The organism is Cognatishimia sp. F0-27, assembly GCF_020667845.1.
Taxonomy (GTDB): Bacteria; Pseudomonadota; Alphaproteobacteria; order Rhodobacterales; family Rhodobacteraceae; genus JAFMPQ01.
In genome coordinates, this window is record NZ_JAFMPQ010000018.1 from 45,054 (window position 1) to 67,924 (window position 22,871).

General features: G+C 60.1%; 12 protein-coding genes. 4 read left to right on the top strand and 8 right to left on the bottom strand.

Translation table 11 applies throughout. From position 1 onward, the window contains the following. Window positions 1–37: 37 nt before the first annotated feature. The 5 genes from J1C49_RS11350 to J1C49_RS11370 all read right to left on the bottom strand — a co-directional run bounded on the left by J1C49_RS11350 (window position 38) and on the right by J1C49_RS11370 (window position 15,610). Window positions 38–8,437, bottom strand: coding sequence for a VCBS domain-containing protein (locus J1C49_RS11350; protein ID WP_227445941.1), 8,400 nt, complete (start codon window positions 8,435–8,437; stop codon window positions 38–40). Window positions 8,438–10,751: 2,314 nt separating this feature from the next. After that, window positions 10,752–12,023, bottom strand: coding sequence for a flavin-dependent oxidoreductase (locus J1C49_RS11355; protein WP_227445942.1), 1,272 nt, complete (start codon window positions 12,021–12,023; stop codon window positions 10,752–10,754). Continuing rightward, window positions 12,020–13,546 (bottom strand): acyl-CoA dehydrogenase family protein, encoded by a 1,527-nt coding sequence (locus J1C49_RS11360; protein ID WP_227445943.1) that lies wholly within the window; start codon window positions 13,544–13,546, stop codon window positions 12,020–12,022. The genes J1C49_RS11355 and J1C49_RS11360 overlap by 4 nt, the downstream gene beginning before the upstream one ends. Before the next feature lie 2 nt (window positions 13,547–13,548). Further along, on the bottom strand, window positions 13,549–14,727 hold the full coding sequence (locus J1C49_RS11365) for a cytochrome P450 (protein ID WP_227445944.1): 1,179 nt from the start codon (window positions 14,725–14,727) through the stop codon (window positions 13,549–13,551). After that, window positions 14,720–15,610, bottom strand: coding sequence for an amidohydrolase family protein (locus J1C49_RS11370; protein WP_227445945.1), 891 nt, complete (start codon window positions 15,608–15,610; stop codon window positions 14,720–14,722). Before J1C49_RS11370 ends, J1C49_RS11365 begins: the two co-directional genes overlap by 8 nt. A gap of 83 nt (window positions 15,611–15,693) precedes the next feature. On the opposite strand from J1C49_RS11370, the gene J1C49_RS11375 reads away from it, so the two are divergent. From J1C49_RS11375 to J1C49_RS11390, 4 genes are all read left to right on the top strand, one after another. Beyond that, window positions 15,694–16,476, top strand: a complete 783-nt coding sequence (locus J1C49_RS11375) for a crotonase/enoyl-CoA hydratase family protein (RefSeq protein ID WP_227445946.1) — start codon at window positions 15,694–15,696, stop codon at window positions 16,474–16,476. 46 nt (window positions 16,477–16,522) lie between these two features. Beyond that, window positions 16,523–17,560, top strand: coding sequence for a TRAP transporter substrate-binding protein (locus J1C49_RS11380; RefSeq protein WP_227445947.1), 1,038 nt, complete (start codon window positions 16,523–16,525; stop codon window positions 17,558–17,560). Window positions 17,561–17,621: 61 nt separating this feature from the next. Next, window positions 17,622–18,134, top strand: a complete 513-nt coding sequence (locus J1C49_RS11385) for a TRAP transporter small permease (RefSeq protein WP_227445948.1) — start codon at window positions 17,622–17,624, stop codon at window positions 18,132–18,134. Window positions 18,135–18,177: 43 nt separating this feature from the next. After that, on the top strand, window positions 18,178–19,506 hold the full coding sequence (locus J1C49_RS11390) for a TRAP transporter large permease (RefSeq protein WP_227445949.1): 1,329 nt from the start codon (window positions 18,178–18,180) through the stop codon (window positions 19,504–19,506). Between the two features lie 307 nt (window positions 19,507–19,813). Here J1C49_RS11390 and J1C49_RS11395 read toward each other — a convergent pair whose 3' ends face one another. Genes J1C49_RS11395 through J1C49_RS11405 form a run of 3 tightly spaced genes read right to left on the bottom strand, consistent with a single transcriptional unit; the run spans window position 19,814 to window position 22,857 of the window. Further along, window positions 19,814–21,598, bottom strand: coding sequence for a feruloyl-CoA synthase (locus J1C49_RS11395; RefSeq protein ID WP_227445950.1), 1,785 nt, complete (start codon window positions 21,596–21,598; stop codon window positions 19,814–19,816). A gap of 9 nt (window positions 21,599–21,607) precedes the next feature. After that, window positions 21,608–22,381: an SDR family NAD(P)-dependent oxidoreductase gene (locus J1C49_RS11400; protein ID WP_227445951.1), complete on the bottom strand. Its 774-nt coding sequence runs from the start codon at window positions 22,379–22,381 to the stop codon at window positions 21,608–21,610. Then, a complete protein-coding gene (locus tag J1C49_RS11405; RefSeq protein WP_227445952.1) occupies window positions 22,378–22,857 on the bottom strand; it encodes a MarR family winged helix-turn-helix transcriptional regulator in 480 nt (159 codons plus the stop codon). Before J1C49_RS11405 ends, J1C49_RS11400 begins: the two co-directional genes overlap by 4 nt. Window positions 22,858–22,871 lie beyond the last annotated feature (14 nt).

A 22,871-nucleotide genomic window follows, 5' to 3' on the forward strand; every position in this document is an offset into this window, starting at 1 on the left:
CAGGACGCGTCGAGTGGCCAAACGCGACGCGCACCCCTTACAGGATGAAGTCGCTGATCGTTGCACCTCCGACGATATAGACCTGTCCATCGATGACGCTATCGCCATCCACGTCCATGGATGCGATGGTCACGTCCACCCCCGACAGGATGTAGTCGTTCAGAATGACTTCGCCGGCGTTCCCCGTGAACGTGGTGCCGACAAAGGTGAAGGCGTCATCGCCGGCGGTCGTCGCATTGGCGTCGATCAGAGCCAGGTCGATAATATCGCCTTCGGCCGCATTGAAGTCACGAACCTCATCGCGCTTGAAGCGCCCGACACCCGTGTCGTCAATATCGCTGAACACGAAGCTGTCCGCTCCGGAACCGCCGGTCAGGAAGTCCGTGCCGGCGCCGCCGTCAAGATAGTCATCCTGCGCGCCACCAAAGAGTCTGTCGACGTCGTTGCCGCCAAACAACCGGTCTTCGGAATTGCCGCCGAGCAAGGTATCGCGGCCCGAAAGCCCATACATGGTGTCGTCACCGTTCGATCCCTCAAGACGGTTGCCGTGCTGATTGGTGCCGTAAATGGTATCGTGGCTGGCTCCGCCAAACACGTTCTCGACATTGATGATGGTATCGGTTCCGGCACCGCCGGTGGCAAACTGGTTCTCCAGATTGACAACCACACTGGTGAAGATGCCGCTGAAGAGCGCGGTATCGACCCCCATGCCGCCATCGATGAGATCGTCGCCAACCCCGCCTTTCAGCGTATCCGCGTCCATGCCGCCGCTGAGCTCATCCGCGCCGGAGCCTCCGTCGAGCCTGTCACGCCCACCATTGCCTTCCATGGTATCGCTTCCGACACCACCAAAGAGCTGATCGTTGCCGCCACCGCCGACGACGCTGTCATCGCTGTCTTCACCGGTGATGGTAAACGTGACCGTGGCCGTGCTGCTACCGTCCAGCGTATAGGTGAAGCTGTCGGTCGCGGTGCCATTCGCTCCGGAGGTGACAGGATCGGGCAGCGTGTCGAATGCCCCGTTCGGGTCATAGCTGAACGTCCCGTCAGACTGCACGGACACAAGCGCTCCCGACTGCAGCGTGAGCGTGCCTCCGACAACCCCCTCAAAGCCGTTAACCGCCGTCACCTGGGAATTGCCATCGACATCGACATCAGGCCCGAAGCCATTATCGGCCAGCACATCGCCGATCACCGTCTCGCTCTCAAGCAAGGAGAAGGCGTCATCAACAGCCGTTTCGGCCGGGTCGTCCACCGTCAAGAGGTTCAGCGTCGCCGTGTTTGGCGTCACCGTGATCCCGTCTGCAACGTCATAGGTGAAGGTCACCGTGGTGTCGTCGTTCTCATCCGGGGTGAAGGTCCAGGTTCCGTCATTGTTGTCGATCAGCGAACCCGAGGAGGCCACGAGGTTCTCCACGCTGAGCATGTCACCGTCCTCATCGGTCGCACTGACGAGCAACTCTGCCGAAGTGATGGTCCGCTCCTCGTCCTCGTTCGATGCGGTGAGGTCGATGGCGAGCACCTCCGGCGCATCGTTCACGCCGGTGAGACCAATTGCGAAGTCGATCGCGTCGGTGCCGCCATTCCCATCATCGACGGTGACGGTCCAGGTGGCGGTTGCCAGGTCACCGTCAGCGAGGAAGTCCAGCGCCGCGTTGGCCAAGGTGAACGAGAACGGCACATTCTGCACGCCCGCTGCCGGAGACTGGTTCGGCATTGCTGTCGACAATGCGTTTTCCAGCAGGGCAATCTGTGCCGCGGTTGCCTTGCCTGCGGCAGCGCCGCTCAGCGCAAAGCTGGTGGACAATGTCGCCCCATCCGGAATGTCGACGTCAGAGAATGCGACATTCGCGTTTCCGGTGTAACCAGTGGCGGTATCCTCCACGATGGTGTTGACCGCGCCCGACGTCCAGTTCGAGTCGGAGGCAAGGAAAGAGCCCAGCGCCGAGATCTCCGGATCGTCGTTGACCCCATTGATCTGGATCGAGGAAGAGGTCGGAATAACAGACCCGTTGCCGTCGATCACCTCGTAGTTGAACGTGATCGTCTCCTGCTGACCAACGCCAAGGTCATTGAATTCATTGGCGTCGAAAGAGATGCCTCCGGTGTCGCTGACCGTAAGGCTCGTCAGCGCCCGGCCACCATCTGTGCGGGACAGGTTCTGGATCGACAATACGTCGCTGGCATCCACATCGGACGCGTTCGAGATGAGCGCATCGACATCAAAGGAAACGGTGCCCTGATCCTCGTCGGTGACATCCGATAGCGGACCGCTGACCTGTGTCAGATCGTTGGCGCCGTTGATCTGGACGGTGATGTCGGCCGTGTCCGTGCCACCGTTGCCGTCATCGGCCGTCACAGTGACGGTGACGGTGTCGCTCTCACCAACGGCGAGCGCTTCGAACTCGCCGTTCGGGTTGTAGAAGAGGTTGTCGCCAATGATGGAGAACACACCTGCCCCGGCATAAGCCGGATCCACGCTGTAGGTGAACGTCGAGGCCGGATCATCATCCTCGTCCACATCGCTGGTCAGGCTCGCAAGGTTGATCACCGGGGTGGAAAGGTCGTCCTCGCTGACCGCCATCGTTGCGGTTTCGTCCGCATCGGCAATCACCGGGTCGTCATTCTGCCCGTTGATGGTGACCGTGATGGTGCCCTCGTTCGAATCCACCGATCCGTCATTGGCCGTCACACCAATCGTAACCGTGGTGCTATCGCCACCGTCCAAGGCCTCGAACGCATCGTCCGGGTCGAAAACCAACTCTCCGTTGACAATGCTCGCAGTGCCGAACGCCGGGCCGGTTGTCACGCTGTAGGTCAGCGCATCGGTGGCGTCGAGGTCAGTGCCCAGAGTGTCGAGATCGATCGGTGTTGTGGCCGTGTCCTCGTCTGTGACCAGCGTGCCGTTCGCCATGCTGGGCGCGTCGTTGACCCCCGTCACCGTGATGGTGATGGTGCCCTCGGACGAGGTTGCGTTCTGCAGGTCCGTGGCTGTCACGCCGATGGTCACCTGCGCCTCTTCGCCAGCCGCAAGGTCCTGGAAGTCGGATCCCGGATCAAAGGTCAGGGTGCTTCCGCTGATGGACGCGCTGCCCTCACCGGTCGCGGCCAAATCCGTGGTGATCGCGTAGGAGAGGTTCGCGCCATTGTTTTCGGCATCAAGGTCGTCGCCAAGCGCCGAAAGATCCACGGTCGTCGACCCGCCATCTTCGAATGCGGAACCGGCGCCATCGTCCATCGTCGGGCCGTCGTTCTCGCCCTCAATGACGATTTCCACCTGCCCGCTGTCGCTCGCGTTGCGCTGATCGGTGACGGAGTAATCGACCGTCAGCGTGATTTGCTCGCCCGCGTTCAGCGAGTCGGCATTTGTGCCCTTGGCAACCAGCACACCCGTCCCCGAAAGAGACGTGTCGAACCGCGCTTCATCGTCGCCGGTAATCGCGTAGGTCAGCGACGTCTGATCATCCTCGGCATCGGCATCAACATCAGACAGCAGTGCAGCGATATCGACGGTGCCAAGGGACTCTTCGGTCAGAACCGGGTGGTAGCTGACCGTCGATGGCACCTCCGGCGCGTCGTTGACGCCGGTCAGGTCAACGGTCACCGTTGCCGTGGCCTGGTTCCCGTCCGCATCCGTCACCGTGTAGGTGAAACTGTCGGCAGCCGGTGCAGGCTCGCCTTCATTGAGCGCCTCGAAAACCCCATTCGGATCGTAGCTGTAGGTGCCGTCGGCGTTCAGCGTGACGGAGCCTCCATTAGCCGCCGTAAATGTGGCTGTGCCCGCTGCCAAGTGGGTGTCGGTTACTCCGTCGCCGCCTGCAACGATCGAAAGGCTGCCGTCCAGAGCGACGTCAAAGTCGTTATCCAGAAGGTTGCCAGTGCTGACGGCTGTGTCTTCGTCGGTAGAAATGCTGTCATCATTGGCCACGGCACCGATCGTGACATCGCCAAATGCGACAAGCTCGATATCGCTCAGCGTGTCGGTGCCCTGATTGCCATCGGTCGTGTCATTGTCTGTGACGGTCACATTGCCTGCATCCAGCGCGACGGTGAAGCCGCTCGACACACCTGAGAACACGGCCGTATCGGTAGCTTCTCCGCCGTCGATCGTGTCATCGCCTTCGCCGCCGGCGATCGTGTCGCCGCCACCGTTGCCGACGAGGAGGTTGGCATTCGCATCGCCGGTGATGACGTCGTCGCCAGACCCACCGAGCACCGTCTCAATGCCAGAGATCTGGTCGGACCCGACAGTGCCGCTCGTGGCCGTGCCCGCCGCAAGGTCAACGGTCAGCCCGCTGGCGTCACGAGACGCGTCGTAGGTGTCGTTGCCACCTTCACCGGAAACCACATCGTCGCCGGCCGAGGCGATGATAACGTTGTCATCCCCATCGCCAGTCAGCGTGTCGTTGAAGAAGCTGCCTTCGAGATTCTCGATTCCGGTAAGGCCCTGGATCTGACCACCGACAATCGCAAAGCCCGTGCCGGGAGCAAACGTGGCAAACGGGTTCGCGTTGAGCGCCACGGTCAGGCCACCGCCCAACGCCGCACCGCTGAAGAGGTCGGTGTCGGCGCCACCGTCGATGAGATCAGCCCCACCGGAAGCGACGATGGTGTCGTCGCCCGCACCGGCGGAGACCGTATCGGACGTGCCGCTGCCGCTGCTGGTGTTTTCGGTCGCAATCAGATCGTTGCCGGACGTGCCGGTGATGTAATCCGATCCGTTGCCCCCGAGGAAGACAAGCGTTTCACCAAGCCCGGCGGCGTTCCCGGTGGCATCGAGATCAAACGTGATGCCTGATGTCAGATTGCGCCCGTTGAAATCGGTATCGACATTTTCGAAGGTGGTGTCGGCGATATTCGTGATCGCACCGGCAGTCGGCACACCCAAGGAGATACCGGATCCGGCGTCGCGGATCGTGTTGCCCGTCACCAGCGTGGTGACGTTGTCGAAGCCTTCGAGGTTCATGGCCGTGCGCGTGTTCTCGAAGGTGTTGTCGACGATATCCACCGTCGCAGCGCCGTCATTGAGCCAAACGCCCCGGCCCCAGGCTGCCGTGCTGTATTTGTCGCCTTCCGAAAAACTGCTGTCGCCCGTGAACAGGTTGTCCTGCACCATCAGGGACCCGGAGTTCATCACCTGCGTATAGATCGCCGTGTCGTGGCGGCCACCGGTGTTTCCGCCTGCGACAGTGCTCTCGAAGACCGAGTCGTACACGCCAACATTTGTGCCGCTATGCACAAAGAGCGTATCGGTCTGCTGTGCGCCGTCATCGTTCAGGAACTTGAGGCCGTGGAAGTTCACGGAGCCTGACGAAACCACCGTCTCGCCGTCAATCACCGCTTCGGCGGCCCGACCCGCGTCGGTCCCTATGAGGCCATCATTCGGCCCGCGGATGTCGACATCTTTGGAGATTGCCAGATCCTCGGTGTAGGTCCCGGCAGCCACATTGATCGTGCTCCCTGGCGCAGCCGCATCGATGGCGGCCTGGATCGACATACCGTCGAAGACGTAATATTGCCCATTGGTGGTGTCGAGGATCACCTCGCCAGCGCCGATCTGGGCTGCGGCGGCGTTTACATCGGCAAATTCACCGGTGATGAGTGTGCCGCTCAACGTCTTGACGAGCCCGGAATTGGCCGTGCTCAACTCGACCGAATCCACCGGCACACCGCCTGTCACATCAATATTTGTGAACCAGCCATATCTGTTGCCGCCTACCTCGGTATCAATGGGATCCAGATCGCTGCTGCGCACTTCGGTGAAGAGCCAGGCCCCCGAGGCGTCATAGACGCTCATGGCAACTTCGAGATCGCCGTCGTCATTCTCGTAGAAATTGTGCTCAAGCGTGTACCATCCCGCCGTGTCGATCGACACGTGGTTCTTGGTCTCGAGATTGTTTTGCGGGTCGAAGTTGGTGTTATTGTCCGCTCCCACGAGGATAGTGCCGGTATCGGCGTCCTTGGTGACGTGGAAAATGAAGTCGCGCTTGAAACCGCCGGACTGGTTGCTGGATGCTACCGACCAGTCGAACCCTTCGCCATCCGCCCATGACGGATCGAGATAGACCTTGATCTGGGTTGTGTATCCGTCTGCGAAATCGGCCCGGTAGCCGTCAAACCGCGTGAACGGGCCGGTCAGACCGCCGGAGCCCGCGCTTTGCTCCGCGACCGCATACGCACCGCCATCGGCCGCGTCGATCCCGTTGGTTCCGCTGGCGACCATCGTCAGCGATCCGGCCCAGCCGCTGGATGCCGTCAAGAAACCGTCTGTATCGGTCTCAAACCCCTGCTCGAACTTTGTCGTATACCCCGAGACGTCCGGGCTGTTGGCGTCCAGTTCGAAATCGATCATGCCCATGGACACGGATTCGATGCCGCTGAGCGTATCGGTGCCTTCGTTGCCATCGGTCGTGTCGGTGTCTGTGACAGTATAGCTGCCGTCCGGGTTCTGCGTGATATCGAACCCATCGCGCATGCCGCCATAGAGCGCCGCATCCGTGCCGCTGCCGCCTGTCAGATCGTCGTCGCCGAGCCCGCCAATCAGCGTATCGTCACCTGCGCGGCCATCGATGGTCTCGTTGCCGCCAAAGTCGGTGAGATCGTCATCAGGCGCGTTCAGGAAATCATCGGCATTGGTGCCGATGATCGACTCGCTGCCATCCGCTGCCCGCAGGAATACGTCGAACGGCGCGCCAACCGAAGTGTTGGTCACGGTCAGGCCGGACAGGTCGAGATCGCCTGTGCCCGTTGCACCGGGGAAGTTGCCGGGCCGCCCGGACACACCCGCAGCCTCTCCGATCTGACCATCCGCAGGCTGGTCGATAAAGACGTTGTAGCCCCAGTTCGAGCTGCCCTCGATCGAGCTGTCCGTTACGGAGAGACCATCAAGGTCGGTGTAGCCCTGAATCGTCAGATGCGGCTTGTGATATGCCCCCGTCATCTGAACTTTGTCGAGAACCACGGTGCCAATCGGCGCGGTCACGTCGTAAGTGCTTGGTGTAAAGCCGGAAATCTGGATGGCATTGTCGCCGCGCCCCGCTTGTGCGACCGCATCGCCGACCCCATCAATGACGACGTTCAGAAGCGAGGCATCCCCGGTGAAGCCGAACAGGATGACGTCGCCAGAGCCATTGCTGCCGCCGGTGCCATTGCCCGAAAATTCGGAATCCGTGATCGTCACCGCACCCAGAGTGGGCGCGCCAGACCCGGTGCCGACCCCGTGCACGCTGTTGTCGTTGATCGACATATCATCCAGCGTCAGCTGCGACAGGGCAGTGGTGGAGGAGATCCGCACACCCACCGCGTAATCTTCGATCGTGAAGCCGCTGATCGAGACCTCTTCGGCGCCGCCCATGTCGATATCGCCCGTGATCGAGAAGCCGTTGCCGGACCCGAGGGAAGCGCTTTGCAGAACGGCATCCGACCCTTCTATGGTCAGCGCTTTGGAGACGGTGACATTCTCCGCATAGGTGCCGGCAAGAACTTCGATCGTATCTCCCGCAGTGGCCGCGTCGACCGCGTCCTGAATGGACATGCCCGCGCCGACGATGAAATTGCCGCTGGTGTTATCGACGATCACATCGCCCGCGCCCGCGGCTGCAACCGCATCGGCGGCTGTCGTGTAGACAGACTCCGAGCCCTGGATCGAGAACGCGCCCGGGACGAAGGTGTTCTCGCCCAACAAACCCAGATTGAGGTTGGGGTCGTAGTCAAAGAAGCCCTTGTTGAAGGTGTTGCCAGAAATATCGCCCGTGACCGGGTCCCAGCTGGCGCCGGCATTGCCAATGCCCATGTCCTCAAGCGTGTTGTCGAAGATGTTGTTGACAACAGAAAGGTGGCTGTTGCCCATCGTATAGGCATCGGCCGAGATGCCGACGAGGTTGCCATCATAAGTGTTGCCGCTGATCGTGATGTTGTTGGCGCCCTGAACATAGGTGCCGGTGTGGAAACCGGTAAACGCGTTGTCCGTGACTGTCAGACCGTCACCATTGCCCACCGAGTTGATAACCCCGCGCGATGTGTCTGCGTCAACAACGCCAGACCGATAGAAGGTCGAATTGGTAATCTGCGCACCCGACGCCTGCACGTGGATCGCCGCCAGTTCAAAGGCACCGCCGCCACTGCCCTCAGCGAACCGCATGCCGTCAACGGTGGTGTCGTTGCCCAAAACGACAAGCCGCCCCTGCACAGTCGATTCGTTTGCACCGCCCATCAGATCGCGACCCGCGTCTGATCCGTCGGTTCCCTGGAAGGCACCGAGGATCGTCAGACCGGTCAATGTCATGGGCACCGTCGCGTCGCCAACCCAGCTGCCAGCGCCAAATTCAATGGTGTAATTGTTGGAAGCCGCATCAATAGCGTCTTGCAAAGAGAGAAATGTCCCCACGGAAGCGAGAGAAGCGTCAAACAGTTCGATCGTATTGGAGGCAATAGGCATTCGGTGACCCCTTCTATACCAGCAAATGCGCTGAAAATTTCAGCGCTTTTTACGCATCGCGCGACACACGACGTGAAAAAGCCGGGAATTACTCGCCTTAAGCGTGTTCTAAACCCGGCAGTGATCTTTTCCGGCATGTTTGTGCCGAATTTGAATCAGTATTCATTAAAATCAGTCCATCGCAACCGGGAAATTCATATTGGTTAACGGAATCGTGCTTGCGTTCTGATTCCGCTGTGCCGGCAAAAGGTTACGGATATGTAGACGTGTCGTCCGCCCCCAAAAACTGTGTAGAACGCCAAATGAGAGCGCTATCAGGAGCAATCTTCCGCACTTTTCGCGACCGGAATTCCTTCACGCCGGGTCACGACCCCTCATCGCGTCGCCGATGCTCTTTGCGACGCCCGTGTCTTGGCGAACCCTGTTTCCGAACTCCGTGGCTTTCCCATGCATTTTAGTTAGGCGCGTGCCAGACGCAGTCCTGTTTCGCACACTCCGCCAGTGTCCCACAGTCCGGTCCGCAGAACCCGAGGATACAGCCGTAGTCAAGGGGGTAGCGCGCCAACCATGCGACCCACGCCGAATCGGCAAAAGGCACGGTTCACCGTGTCACAGGCGTCATTTTCAATATTACTTTCAGATATTTACCGGACAATCAATGCAACCTGCCGCCGAAGCGTTGCCAGATATCCTTCAACGCAATGCGCCGGGATGAATGGTCGGGCGATCCTCGTTATGGATCCCGCCATAAGCATCGCCTGTCGGGTCAGCGGTGCATAGGCTCGATGTTTCCCGGTCTCATGGCCGCCAGACTGAACAAACGCCGGAGCTCCATGCGGGCTTTCCAACAGCAAGTCAGCCCGACCGCGTCCAGATGCGTTCTTGTAAACATCACGCAAATGGATCGAGGAAAGGCGTTGGCATCGCTGTGGATCGCCCGACCGACCTTTCGGCAATGCAGTCGCCTTGCGCTCCAGTGAGCTATTCGCGCGTCTCCGCATTGCCTTCAACGGTCTTCGCACCACAAAAAGTGCCGGTCTCGATACTTCATGAAAAGCAATCTATCCTGTTTTGGAACATTGCCTAAATGCCGCCTGCAACCCTCTTGCACTTCAGCGCTCCATCCGGTGGATAAAGCATGGAGTCTCAGAGTATTGAACCAATTAGCCAATACCCCGATACACGCCCTTTCATTCATCCCCTTTTCAGACAACAAGCTCGCTGGTCGATCAACCTTTTGTGTGTCGTTACGAAACAATGATTGACAAGGCCAATACCCTTTGGCGCAAGGGTGAAAAGTAGCCCCCATCCCACTGCGTTTGGCGAGTCACAACGTATTATGACAACACGCGGGTTTTCAGCTGTTTGATCGGGAAACCGGATGATCGACCGTCGGATTTCAGGCCAAGCCCGGTGGAAAGGGGATTGGCGCCGAACCTTCCTTCATGGGAAGCCGCCGGTTTCAAAAGGGCTTCTGATCCTGGGGGCATGGGCGCGTGCGCGGCCCGTTGTCAGGCCTCATGCTGCGGCTGTCAGGGCACCGCGCAAAAATGGTGCTGCCTGCATCGGCGCCGGTATCAGGTTCGTCCTCATGCGCCGCCTTGCGTCAAGCTCTTCCGCGAGCGTCCGACAGGCAGTTGCCTCGTCCGCCACAGCGCCAGCAGCTTGGACTGGAAACTGTTCACAGGGATATCGCAATGCGCGATGCCGCCCTGCACCGTCATCAGCGGCGCCAGGTCGTGCAGGTGAACAGGACAGGATGCGCTGCTGTGTGCGGTCTGAAACCAGAGGTGATCGTCGCGATGGGCGGTTTGCGCCGTGCTTCGCGGCGCACGAATTGTTCTGCGCAGTCATCTGGTCGTTCGGGCCAAGCCATGCCTCACATCCCACATCGACAGCGGGGCGGGCAAAGTAGCGCAGGACCACATCCCAAGCGTCGAGACAGAGAGCCTGAAGCGCGTCCAGATCCGGCCATTGCTGCCCGCGGCGGCGGGGCGATCGGCCGCGCCATCGCTGAGAGCACGCTCGGGTGCAATCGTGCTGTCCTCGCCCTGCGCTCCATCCAGTGTGATCTCTATCTTCTCCCAAGCCAATTTCTGTTGGCGGGTGGCTCGGCGCATGTCCTTGACGGGCATCTTACCGTGGCAGTTCTTGGGTCCGGGTTTCTGCCTCGCCGCGCCCTCTGGTGGTCACGATGCGCGATCCCTCTTGTCGAAGCGCCATGGACTGCCCCGATGGTTCAGACGACAGACATAGGCATCCTTGGCAATTTCGCCCTGAGACGGTGCTGGTGAAACATGCAGGACCGAGGACACTAATCGTTTGAGGAGACAAGCGCGCCGTCTTGGATGGTCGGCTGTGCGTTGTTCAGCTTTTCCATAGCGAAGCCCGCGGCAGATTTGTACTTGGCCATGAAGTCCCGGCGTTCCTCATCAGGGATGACGTCTTCGATTCTCTCGAATACACCGCCGCACCTTTCGTCCAGAAGGTTCAGCAGCCCGAATGGTCCCGCACTCCGATTGCGCAGCACCAGTTCGGAGACCGGACCGCAGAGGTCCGCGTCGTAGGCAGACAACGCTTCGGGTGTGAGCCCATACTTGAGGAACTTTGCCCCAAGAACGCGGGCATCCACGATGGCTTGGCTCGCGCCATTTGACCCGGTCGGGTACATCGCATGGGCCGCGTCGCCCATCAGGGCAACAGGCCCATCGACCCAGGTCGGGATTGGGTCACGGTCAATCATCGGGTTCTCAAAGGCGCAATCCGCCTGTGCCAACATCGCGGGCACATCAAGCCAGTCGTAGCGGAAGCTCTTGAAGTGATGCGCAAACTCTTCGACCGCGACTTCGCGGAACCAGCCGTCCTGCTGCCAACCGGTGTCGTTGTCGACCGTCACCTCGGCAATCCAGTTGATCAAGGCATGACCGTTTTCGTCCGGTGCCGAAATCGGGTAGATGACCATCCGGTGGCGGTGCGTGCCCAAACCCACGAAAGACGATCCTGTGCGCAACGGCTTGGCGCGGACGGTGCCCCGCCACATGATCGCGCCACCCCAGTGTATGGGCGGTTGCGACGGGTGCATTTGGGCACGGACAGCCGAATGGATTCCGTCTGCGCCGATCAAGAGCTTTCCGTCAACTGTCACGCCGGAAGACAGCTGGACTGAAACGCCACCGGCCGTTGCGACGTAGCCAACAACTCTGGCGCCCAGATCAACCGCGTCCGGACCAAGCCTTTGCCGCACTTTTGCATAGAGCATCATGTGCAGATCGCCCCGATGCACGGCATATTGTGGCCAGTGGTATCCGGCCTCCAGCCCGCGCGGCTCTGCATAGACCTCTTTGCCATTCAGCCCGACCAGCGCCCATTCACGGACTTGAACACCGATGCGATCAAGATCCGCGTTTGTGACACCCATGTCTTGCAATTCGCGAACCGCGTTGGGCTGGATGTTGATACCAACACCGAGGGGCTTCATCTCGCGGGAGGATTCAAGAACGCGGCATGGGACACCGATCTGATGCAGCGTCAAGGCGAGCGTCAGACCACCGATCCCGCCGCCAGCAATCAGAACTGGTCGTGTCATGACGCCCCCAATACGCGACCTGCAAGGGCCTTTATCCGGGCCGCGTCAGCGTGCAGATCGGCCACCGCACGAATGCGGCGCCACACGGCATCCTGAAAAAGGGCGGCTGAGGTTTCATAAAATCCGCGGGCGCAGGTGCTTGGGTTGTAGGACATCTGCAACTCCTGCTTCATGCGCTGCCAAGTCGCCAGAACCGTCTGATCAGGAGCTTCACCGGAAATCCTAATGACAAAGTCTTCGAAGGCATCCGCCCCACCCCCGGGTTTCAGTCCACGTGTGGCCAACCCTTTGGCATGAATCCCGTTTGTGCCTTCGTAGATTGCACAGATGCGGGCATCGCGCCAGATTTGTTCCATGCCGTATTCGGTTAGGTAGCCATATCCCCCCATGACCTGCATCCCGAGGTCGGCGGCACGCGTCCCTGCCTCGGAGCCGAATACTTTGCACATGGAGGTCAGGAATTCGGCACGCGCGGGGGTGTTGCCGCGCTCAAGCTCGACAAATGTCAGGTGCACCATGGCACGCGCACCGATTGCAAGGATGGTCTGTTCGTCCAGCATCCGTGTCACATCCGCGTGGTCAGACAAAACAGCTGGCGCACCGTCGGCACCGCGACCCTGCTGACGGTTTTCGGCGTAGGCGCGGGCAATCCGGGCGGCCTGTGTTGCATGAGCGATGCCCTGCAAGGCAACATCCAGCCGCGCGTGGTTCATCACTGTGAACATCGCCTTCAGGCCCTGCCCTTCTTCACCGATCAGCTCTGCTTCCGCCCCTTCAAACACCATGTGACAGGTGGGCGACGCGTGTAGCCCCAGTTTTTGCTCGATCCGCGTAACCTTTGCCCCGGGCTGTTTGGCGCATAGAAACAGGGATAGCCCGCGTAGCCCGTCATCGCCGCTGCGCGCCAGAACCATGTGCAGGATATCTTCGGACATGTCCTGATCACCGCCGGAGATGAAGATCTTTTCTCCATCGAGCTTCCAGATATCGCCCTCGCGTGCCGCCTTGGTCCGGATCACGGAAAGATCAGACCCCGCCTGCGGCTCTGTCAAAGCCATCGTCGAAAGAGCCTCACCGCTCGCCAGTTTTGGGATCCAAAGCGCCTTTTGCGCATCCGTTCCAAATCGCAAAAGCGTCGTGACAGCACCCGGCACGAGGTTACAAACCATCTGCATCGCATGGTTTGCACCCGAGAATATTTCAGAAACGCCCGCGGCGATCAGCGGGCTGAGTCCCATGCCACCATAAGCTTCCGGCACCGTCAGCCCCTGCCATCCGTCATCAGTCAACCTCTTATAGGCATCCCGGAACCCGTCGGGCATCCGGACACGCCCATTCTTAAGGCGCGCGCCCTGCGCATCGCCTGTGGCATTGAGAGGCGCGATGAGACCTTCGGCAAAGGCACCGAAGTGACCAAGGATATCGGCAGCCGTTGCCGAGTCCCAGCCCTTGGTCAGGTCGGCACCCGCGACAGGGACAAGCGAGAACAGGATATCCTCCACGGGCGCCTTGAACGGTGTCATGGTCAATTCAGCAAGACGGGAAGTGTGACAGGTCCACGGAAGCCAAAGCCACGCCAGATGACAGCGTCTTGATCGGGGATCGATGCATTTGGAAAGCGGTCGAACAGGACGGGTAACATGATCTGCCCGACGGCGCGGCGGGCAACATGCGTGCCTTGGCAAAAATGCGGCCCGTTGCCGAACGACTGGTGGACGCAATCGTCGCGGTAGACATCAAAAGCCTCGCCATTCTGAACGACATCTTCGTCGCGATTTGCGCTGGCCTGTATGGTCATGACCGTATCGCCCTTGGGAATGTGATACCCGCGGATCTCCGTATCCTCGGTCACCAAACGAGACGAGGCCGAAATCGGCGCGACCCACCGGACGCCCTCTTCAAATGCCTTCATCCAGTCGCCGTTCTTCTTGACCTCGTCAAACTGATCGGGATTGGTCAGCAATCCGTAAATCGTGGTGTTGAGCGCGTCGCGTGGCTCGTTAATGCCGCCTCCAATCGCGATTTTGATGTTGGCGTAGATTTGCTTTTCGGGGATCGGATTTTCTGCGTTCAGCATGACCGAGAAAGCCGAACTGTTGGGCTCTGCGCGATGCCGGTCCTGCAATCTGTCCAAAAGCGCGTGAATAGCCTCGTTGGCCCGGTCTGCGCGCTCAAACGGCGCATCCCGCCAGCCAAAATTGCCAGCGCCTTCGATCAGAGCCTGGCTCCATTCCATCATCTCGTCATCGGTGGCGTCTTCCATACCCAACAGGATCGCAAGACCACGGGCTGCATACGCACCGGACAGGATTGCGAATAGATCGACCACCTCGCCGCGCGGCAACCGGGCCACATACTCCTCGGCGATCTTCTGATAGCGCGGCATCCAGTTCTGCGTGATCACCTTTGGCGCAAATGCCGGCGCCATCGCCATCCGTTCGCGCCTGTGCGCCTCGCCGTCCTTACGCATCAGGGTATGCGCCCAGAACGCGCGTTTCATTGGCGTGTTGGGATCGTCTGAGCTGAAAAGCGCAGGGTTGTCCTTGACGTATTTCGTGTCCGCAGCCTTGGTCAGGAGCGTCCGCCCGGTGGCTTTCACACGACAAACGGGCGCTTCTGCCCGCAGCCGCCGATAGATCGGAAAGGGATCACGGTCGAGCGCGTCGAGCGTAATGGTTTCGTCAAGAGGTGCCTGCTCAGCCATCGGTTTCACCCAACAAACGCAATGCGTTTTCCTTAAGGATCAAAGGTCGCACCTCGTCCTTGAACGGTGCCTTCTCAAAATCTGCCAACCATCGGTCCGGCGTGATTGCGGGCCAGTCCGATCCAAAGAGCATCTTTTTTTTCAGGATCGAGTTGGCATAACGGATGAAGGTCTCCGGGAAGTATTTCGGGCTCCAACCGGACATGTCGTAGTAAACGTTCGGCTTGTGCTGCGCGACGGCAAGCCCCTCTTCGGTCCACGGGAAGGACGGGTGTGCGAGGATGATTTTCATGTCCGGGAAGTCCACTGCGACATCATCAAGGTGCATTGGGTTGGAATACTTGAGGCGCATCCCCATTCCGCCCCGCATGCCCGACCCGACACCTGTCTGTCCGGTATGGAAGAGAGTGATAACCCCTTCCTCTGCACAGGCCTCCAGCACCGTATAGCAGGCGTCCCGATCATTGGGAAAGAAGCCTTGCATGGTCGGATGGAACTTGAATCCCCGCACGCCGAAATCCCGCACGAGCCGCTTCACCTCGCGCGCGCCCGCCCTGCCCTTGTGTGGATCGATTGAGGCAAAGGGGATCAGGATGTCGTCATTCTCGGCGCAAAGCTCGGCAACTTCTTCGTTCGAGTAGCGCCGGAAACCGGTCTCTCGTTCCGCATCAACCGGAAAGATCACCGCTGCGATGTTGCGTTCGCGATAATAGGCGGCCGTATCCTGAACGGTCGGCAGCATGCCTTCAGCCCCTGCCGGGTTCTTGAAATACGCCGCCATTCCGGCCTGGAACTCATTATAGCCGTCATCTCGCCCGTGGTTGCAGGGCTCTTCCGCGTGCGTGTGGAAATCGATGGCTTTGACAGCGCTGAAATCGACCATGAGACTCCTCCCTAGAAAAACCGCTATACAGAAGAACCGTTACATAGTAAAACAATTTTGGGGATGACGGCGGGGCGGACGACATGGCGGATGGAACCGGGCAGAAGACGGTCACTCGTGTCGATATCGAAGGCGATATCGCAACGATCACGTTCGACAGGCCCGAAAAGCGCAATGCCATGAACGACAAGCTCATCGCCGAGCTGGACGCCTTCTTTTCCTCACCGCCCGAGGGTGTGCATGCGGTGATCCTGCGCGGGGCGGGCGGACATTTTTGCTCAGGACTCGACCTTGCGGAGCATGAACACCGGGAACCGATCGAGGGTGTCTTTCATTCCCGCAACTGGCATCGTGTATCCGATTTGATCGAGTTTGGTGGCCTGCCAGTGATTTCAGTTCTCACCGGTGCCGTGATTGGCGGCGGGGTGGAGATTGCTGCGTCGACACATGTCCGCATCGCAGAGCCGGATGTCCGGTTCCAGCTTCCAGAGGGACGCCGTGGTATCTTTGTTGGCGGCGGCGCTACTGTTCGCGTGGGGCGCTTGATCGGTGCGGATAGACTGCGTGAGATGATGTTGACCGGACGCAATTACGGGGCTGACGAGGGACTGGCGCTCGGGTTGGCGCATTATTGCGTTGAGACGGGCGAAGGGTTGGCGCTTGCACAAAAGCTGGCGCGCAAGATCGCGGACAATGCCCCCTTCTCCAACTACCTGATGATGCAGGCGATATCACGCATTCAGGACATGCCACGGTCTGAGGGTTTGTTCACCGAAAGCCTGGCCGCAGCGATGTCGCAGACATCGGACGGCGCCAAGGAAGGTCTGCGGGCGTTTTTGGAGAAGAGGCCCCCGAAATTCAGATAGTGTCCTGTGGGCGTGGATAATCAAATGTCACATAAGGGAGGATGACATGAACAAACGGAACTTCATCAAATCGACCATCGCCGGGCTCTTTGCCGCGGCCGCGCTTGGTTCGGCTGCCATGGCCCAGGAGGTCACGCTGCGGCTGCACCAATTCCTGCCACCCCCGGCCCCGGTTCCCGCACAGATCCTCAAGCCTTGGGGTGAGATGGTCAAGGAAGCCTCTGGCGGCCGCATCGAGATCCAACATTTCGACGCGATGTCGCTTGGAGGACGCCCGCCGGAATTGATGGACCAGGCACGCGATGGGGTTGTCGATCTGGCGATGACCGTTGTCGGCTACACCCCCGGGCGGTTCCCCCGCACGGAGGTATTCGAGCTTCCCTTCATGATGACAAGCCCGGTTGCGACCTCCAAGGCCTATTGGGAAATGGTCGAAAGTGACTGGCAAAACAGCGAATACAAGGACGTCAAAGTTCTTGGCGCCTGGGTGCATGGCCCTGGTGTGATCCACACGCAAGACGGCGTTTCTTCGCTCGATGACATGCAGGGGCTGACCCTGCGCGGCCCGACCCGCATCATCAATGACCTGCTGTCCGAATTGGGAGCAGAACCTGTTGGCATGCCGCTGCCCGCGATTCCGGAAGCGATCTCCAAAGGCGTGGTGAAAGGCACGGTGATCCCGTGGGAAGTCACCACAGCGATCCGCCTGTCGGAACTTGTGGGCAACCACACCGAATTTTCGGGTGACGAAGCGCTCTACACTGCGGCGATTGTGCTGGTGATGAACAAAGCCAGATATGATGCACTTCCGGACGACTTGAAGGCCATTCTGGATGCCGAATCCGGCGAGAAACTGTCAGCCTTCGCAGCGCAGGTGATGTGGGATATGGACCCCCCCGCTCGCGACATTGCAGAGGGCGCGGGCAATAGCATCACCATTCTTGACGAAGCGGAGGTGGATCGTTGGAAAGCGGCAGCGCGCCCGGTTGTGGATCGCTGGGTTTCCGAAATGGACGGCAAAGGCATGGACGGCACGGCCTTGATTGATCAGGCGCGCGCGCTCATCGAAAAGCACGGCGGCTGATCCGCATCTCAAGTTCGGAGAGGTGCATTGCGCCTCTCCGTCCTGTCAGGGGCACTCACACATGTACAGCGCTCTCAGCAAACTGGCCGAAGCCATTGCCAATGCCCTAGCGATTGCTGGCGGTCTTGTTCTCTTGGCGATTGTCGTCCTGACCTGCGTGTCCATCGCCGGTCGTGCGCTGGTGCCGTTTGACATCGGTGTCGGCCCGATCCGAGGCATTTACGACATGACCGAAATCGGGATGGCCGCTGCGATTTTTGCCTTCCTGCCATGGGCGCAACTGAAGGATTCCCATGCGCGTGTCGACCTGTTTCAGCCCGTCATGCCCGCGTCACTGAACCGCGTGCTGGATCTGCTGTTCAACATGGCGATGTTCGTGGTGGCATCGGTGGGCACCTACCGGCTCTATCTTGGCATGCGGGACAAGCTGTCTTTTGGGGAAACCACGCTCATCGCCCAGATCCCGGTCTGGCAAGGCTACGCCGCCGGACTCGTTGGCGGCGTCGGTTTCGTCCTGATCGCCGCGTTCTGCATTCTGCGGTCCATGCGGCGGATAGCAGGTCTGCCGACGTGAACCCAATGGCGGAAGCTTCATCTCGAGTTTCGGGGACCCGACTATGACCAATATCGACCTTGCGCTCTGGTCTTTCCCCGTTCTGTTGATCCTGGTCTTTCTGCGCATGCCGATTGCGCTGGCGATGATCGGCGTGGGTGTCGGTGGAACGTGGCTGGTCATCGGCACGCCGATGATGACACTCAATCAGCTCAAGACCCTGACTTACGGGACGTTCTCAAACTACTCATTTTCGATCATTCCGCTGTTTTTGCTGATGGGCCAGTTCGCCACGCTTTCAGGGATGTCGGCGGCCCTTTTTCGAGCCGCCGAAGGATTCCTGGGACACCGCAAGGGGGGTGTTGCGATGTCGGCGGTCGGAGCCTGCGCCGGATTTGGCGCGATCTGCGGTTCGTCACTGGCAACGGCAGCCACCATGGGACAGGTCGCTCTGCCCGAATTGAAGCGCTACGGCTATCCCGGTTCTCTTGCCACAGGGTCGTTGGCCGCGGGCGGCACGCTCGGCATTCTTATCCCACCCTCGGTGATCCTTGTGATCTATGCGATCCTGGCCGAGCAAAATATCGAAAAACTCTTCATTGCAGCTCTCTTGCCGGGTATTCTGGCGGCGATCGGATACATGTTGGCAATCTCTGTCTGGGTGCGGGTGTCTCCCAACAGCGCTGCCGTGCGTGACCGGGTTCCGTGGCAGGAGCGCCTTGTATTGCTGGGCAAGGTCTGGCCCGTGGTCACAATCTTCATCATCGTCGTGGGTGGCATCTACGCGGGGATCTTCACCCCGACAGAGGCCGCCGCTGTCGGCGCGGCGGGCACGGGGATCGCGGCCTTTGCATCCGGACAAATGAACTGGGCCAAATTGAAAGAAGCCATTCTGTCAACGGCCGCATCATCGGCGATGATCTTTCTGATCATCCTGGGCGCCGGGATCTACAACAACTTCCTGTCTCTCACACAGTTGCCGCAAACCGCTTCGGTCTGGATAGGCGACCAAGGGTTTTCGCCCTGGTTCGTGCTGAGCATCGTGCTGGTGATGTATCTGATCTTCGGTTGTGTGATGGACTCTCTCTCCATGGTGCTGCTGACCGTCCCGATCATCTTTCCGATCATGTCGGTGCTCGATTTCGGGATGCACGCCAACGACTTCGGGCTGTGGTTCGGCATCCTCGTTCTCATCGTGGTGGAGGTCGGATTGATCACGCCCCCGGTGGGCATGAACTTGTTCATCATCAATTCGATGGACCGCGACACCCCCATCGGCCAAACCTACAAAGGCGCCCTGCCCTTTGTTATTACCGACATGATCCGCGTTGTGATCCTCGCCTGTTTCCCGGCAATCACGCTGTGGCTGGTCTGGGTGATCGACGCACTCTGACGGGCGGCGGGAACCGGCTGGAAGAGATCAAGGCAAAGGTATTCCATCCAGTTTCCTCTGCACGGCTTTCGCCCTCGAGATCCCGACATTGCCACCAAGTTGGAGACGATTTCGGGCGGGTTGGAGACACGTCGTGCGCTGGCCAAAACGGGTCTGGCGTTGCGGCCTGTCTCTCTGGCTCCCCTGCGCTCTCAGCGGTCCTGATCGAACGCATGAGCGGCCCGGCAGGCTTTTTGTTCGGCCGGACCAGACCGTCTCGAACCGACTGCCACTCTTGGAAGCGGACACGCTGGCACGGCAACTGTCGTCAATCGTCAGCGTTGGCGAGGATCACGTCTCCCTGCCCTGCGTAGAGCGCCGCAATCAGGGTCGCGTGGTTCTTCCGCATGGCACGTTGGTTGAGCGATCCTTTCTCGGTGATCTCCCCACGGTCAAAACTGGGCTCAGCCGCGAGCACAATGGCCCGCTTCACTCTGCTGGCCGACCCTGTGGCGGCTTGGGCGGCGGATTTCAGTTTCTCAGTCAACGTGTTTATCAGCTTTGGCGCGTTCATTTTCCGGGCCTTCTCCGATAGCAGAAGCAAAGCGCCCAGTTCGCCCTCGTTTTCGCCGGTGATCACCGCGTCGCGGACCAGACCGTCCATCGCATCGACCAACGACGCACGCACTGCACCGACAGCCACCCAGGTGCCCGTGGTCAGCTTGAAGTTCTCGGCCACGCGGCCATCAAAAAAGAACCCTTTGGTCAGATCGTCCGGATCGGCAGGCCGCAGCGCATCACCCATGCAGTAGTAGCCTTCTTCATCGAACGCTTCGGCCGTTCTTGCAGGATCGCCATAGTATCCCGGCGTGATGCTGGGGCCTTTGAGGCGCAACTCCAGCTTGCCGCCGTTCGGAACCAGTTTGAGAGACAAACCAGCCGCCGGAACACCGACATTGCCGGAGAATTCCTGAACCTCGGTACAGGCCAGCGCAAAAGGCGCAGTTTCCGTCGCACCAAGACTGGTGGCGAGCAGCACCTCGCGGCCGGTCGTCTCTCGTGCCACCGCGCGCAAACGATCCCAGGTATGTTGCGCCATCCCTGCGCCGGCATAGAACATCATGCCAAGCTGGCTGAAGAATGTCGCGGCGAGCTCAGGATCGGCCTCAAGCGCGTCGACAAGAATGTCCCAGCCAACGGGCACGTTGAAATACCAGGTACAGGCAACGTCACGCAGGTTGCGCAAGGTCTCGTCGAACTTGCCCGGCGCGGGCTTGCCATCGTCGATATAATAGGTGCCGCCATTGGTCATCACGAGGTAAGACACCTTGTTCCCGGCCGCGGTATGATTCCACGGGGCCCAATCCAGCACCACCGGCGGTCGCTTTTCCAGGAAACGATAGCAATCCCTGACCATGGCCTGCATGGAGCAGATCATGCGGTTTGTGTTGATGACGGCCTTGGGCGACCCGGTCGAGCCGGAGGTGAACAGGTACTTTACCACCGTGTCGCCGGTCACGGCTGCGCGTGCCGCATCACCCATCTCGGGATTGCCTTCGAAAAGATCCCCAAAACGCACCGTGTTCTGGCCTTCTATGCTGATGCGCGCCATGCTTGGCCGCGCGATGGACGCCACGGCAGGAGCAAAGGCCTCCCCGTCATCGGCAAAGACCGCACCGGGCTGCAACAAAGCCGCGATATCCTTCAGCTTGGCATGGTCTTTGGACAGCAGCGAATAGGCCGGGCTGACTGGCGCATAGGGAATGCCGACATAAAAGCACGCGGCCCCGAGCAGCGCATGTTCGAGAGAATTGCCAGACAGGATCAGGAGCGGCCGGTCCGGGCCAAGGCCCATCTCAAGCAGCCTTGCACCGATGCGCCGCGCCGCACCTCGCGCCTCACCGTAAGGGATCTTGCGCCAATGCCCCGCCTTGTCGCGCCGCGCAATCCAAGGCTGGTCCGGCGTCGCGTCCGCCCATTTGTCCAGATAATCCGCGAGCGTTGGCAGATGATGCGGCAGCGGGTCAGTTTGCTGCATCAGGATCGTGCCGTCGTCGCGCTTCACGATATCGAAACTCGGCGACCAGAAATCGCTCGGGTCGAGATTGCGCATGTCGGTCTCCTAGCGCGGCGCCATCCGGATGGCGCCGTCCAGCCGGATCACTTCGCCATTGAGCATCGGGTTGCGGGTGATCTGGCTTACCATGTCGGCATATTCGGCCGGGTCACCAAGTCGGGAGGGAAACGGCACTTGCGCACCAAGTGACGCCTGAACGTCTTGCGGCAATTCGTGCAGCAAGGGCGTCAGAAACAGACCCGGGGCAATGGTGCACACACGAACGCCCTTGTCCGCCAGATCGCGCGCCATGGGCAGGGTCATCCCGACGATTCCGCCCTTCGATGCGGAATAGGCCAGCTGTCCCACCTGCCCGTCAAAGGCCGCAACGGAGGCGGTGTTGACAATGACACCGCGTGCCCCGTCTTTGTCGACAGGCTCCGCTGTCACCGCCTTCGCTGCAAACTGGCTGGCGCAGTTGAACGAGCCCATCAGGTTGACCCGGATCACCTTTTCAAACAGGGCCGGGTCATGCGCCGCGCCCCGCGACACCGTTTTTGCGGCACCACCTATCCCGGCGCAGTTCACAAGCACCCGCGGCAGTGTCAGCGCCTGAATGGCTTCTTCAATACCCGCGGAGACCGATGCCGGGTCGGACACATCGACCCGAATGTAGTGCGCGCCGATTTTCTTCGCATGGGCACGCCCCGCCTCGTCGTTGAGATCGAACAATGCGACCCTGAGACCGTCCGCCGCCAAGCGTTCCGCTGTCGCCGCCCCAAGTCCAGACGCGCCGCCGGTCACGATAGCGCCGTGCCCGGACCAGTTCACGAGGCTCATTCCGCTTCCCCCCGAGCACGTATTCTCTTGAGCAAGGACAGAAGCGTTTCTTTCTCACCCGCGGTCATATCGGCAAACAGACGATCTTCATGCGCCTGAACCGCTGCAATGGCTTCGCGATACGCGGTGCGCCCGGCATCTGTGGGCACCAGCGCTTGCACACGCCTGTCACCCGGGACGGGCGCGCGGCGCAGGTAGGTCTTGGCTTCCAGCGCGTCAACGATGGCAACCAGCCCGGACCGCTCAATGCCCATCTTACGTGCAAGTTCGCTTTGCGTGATATTGGGATACCGGACGCACAAGGACAGCGCGGAAAAGACGCGCGCCGACATGCCATCATCGCCCAGCGTTCTTCGAAAATCCGTCTGCACGATGACGTAGGCACGCTTGAGGTTGTAGCCGATCAAATGTTCCAGATCGGAACTCTCGATCTCCGGGTCGATGCCTGTTGATCGTTTCAAAGCCTGGCGTGCCATATTCGGTCCTCCCA